The sequence below is a fragment of the Streptomyces himastatinicus ATCC 53653 genome (assembly GCF_000158915.1).
GTDB classification, from domain to species: Bacteria; Actinomycetota; Actinomycetes; order Streptomycetales; family Streptomycetaceae; genus Streptomyces; species Streptomyces himastatinicus.
The window spans coordinates 2,192,838-2,193,736 of sequence record NZ_GG657754.1 but is presented as its reverse complement, the minus strand read 5'-3'; the positions used below and the strand labels follow the sequence as shown (position 1 = coordinate 2,193,736).

The window sequence follows — 899 nt, the reverse complement described above, 5'->3', positions numbered from 1 at the left end:
GCTGCATCAGCCCGGATCGCGCGGGAGCGCAGCGGACGGCCGGTTCACCGCGTTCGCCCACCCCCGCCACATGGCCCTCGTAGCCCATCAGCCCGACCACCCGGAAGCCGGGGCGGCGCTCGATCTCCCGCGCCAGCGCGGCCAGCTGCTCGGGGGTGCGCAGCGGTGAGCGCAGGGCGCCGACGCGGATCCGGCCGCCCAGCATCCGCAGCGAGGTGTCCAACTCCAGACAGACCCGGACCTCTTCGGTCCCGGCGCGCACGCTCTCGATCAGGTCGAGCTGGCCGATGTCGTCCACCATCACGGTCACGGCGGCGGCGAGCTTGGGGTCGCTGGTCAGGGTGGCGTAGCCGTCCCGGTCGGTGGACGGATAGGCGAGCAGGACGTCGTCGAAGCCCTCGCGGGCCAGCCAGAGGGACTCCGCGAGCGTGAAGCTCATGATGCCCGCGAACCCGTCCCGCGCCAGGACCCGTTCCAGCAGCGCCCGGCACCGCACCGACTTGCTGGCCACCCGGATCGGCTTGCCTCCCGCCCGGCGTACCAGGTCGTGTGCGTTGTCGTCGAAGGCCCTCAGGTCGACAATCGCCACGGGTGCTTCGAGATGGGCGGTGGCCCGGTCGTAACGGGCCCGGTCAGCGGCGGAAGAGGACATGTCGTGAAGCTTGCCAGACCGCGATTACCGCTGGGTAGAGGGCGGCCGGTGCGGAGGGTGCCCGGTGCCCCGTAGAGTGTCGCGCACGCCACGACCGGCAGGTCAGCGGGCGTGATTGTCCGGTAATTCGGGCCGCCTGCCCGAAAGGCGGTGGGGCGGCGCGGCGAGCCGGACGGAGCGACGTGAACCAGGTCTCGAGGGGCGCGAGGGGGTGCCGGTGAGCGCGGACGCGGAACAGGCGCACTCT

1 pseudogene is annotated in these 899 nt (G+C 72.3%); it reads right to left on the bottom strand.

Going from position 1 to position 899, the window contains the following annotated elements:
* Positions 1 to 652, bottom strand: a pseudogene (locus tag SSOG_RS08660) (alanine racemase); the annotation flags it as partial.
* Positions 653 to 899 lie beyond the last annotated feature (247 nt).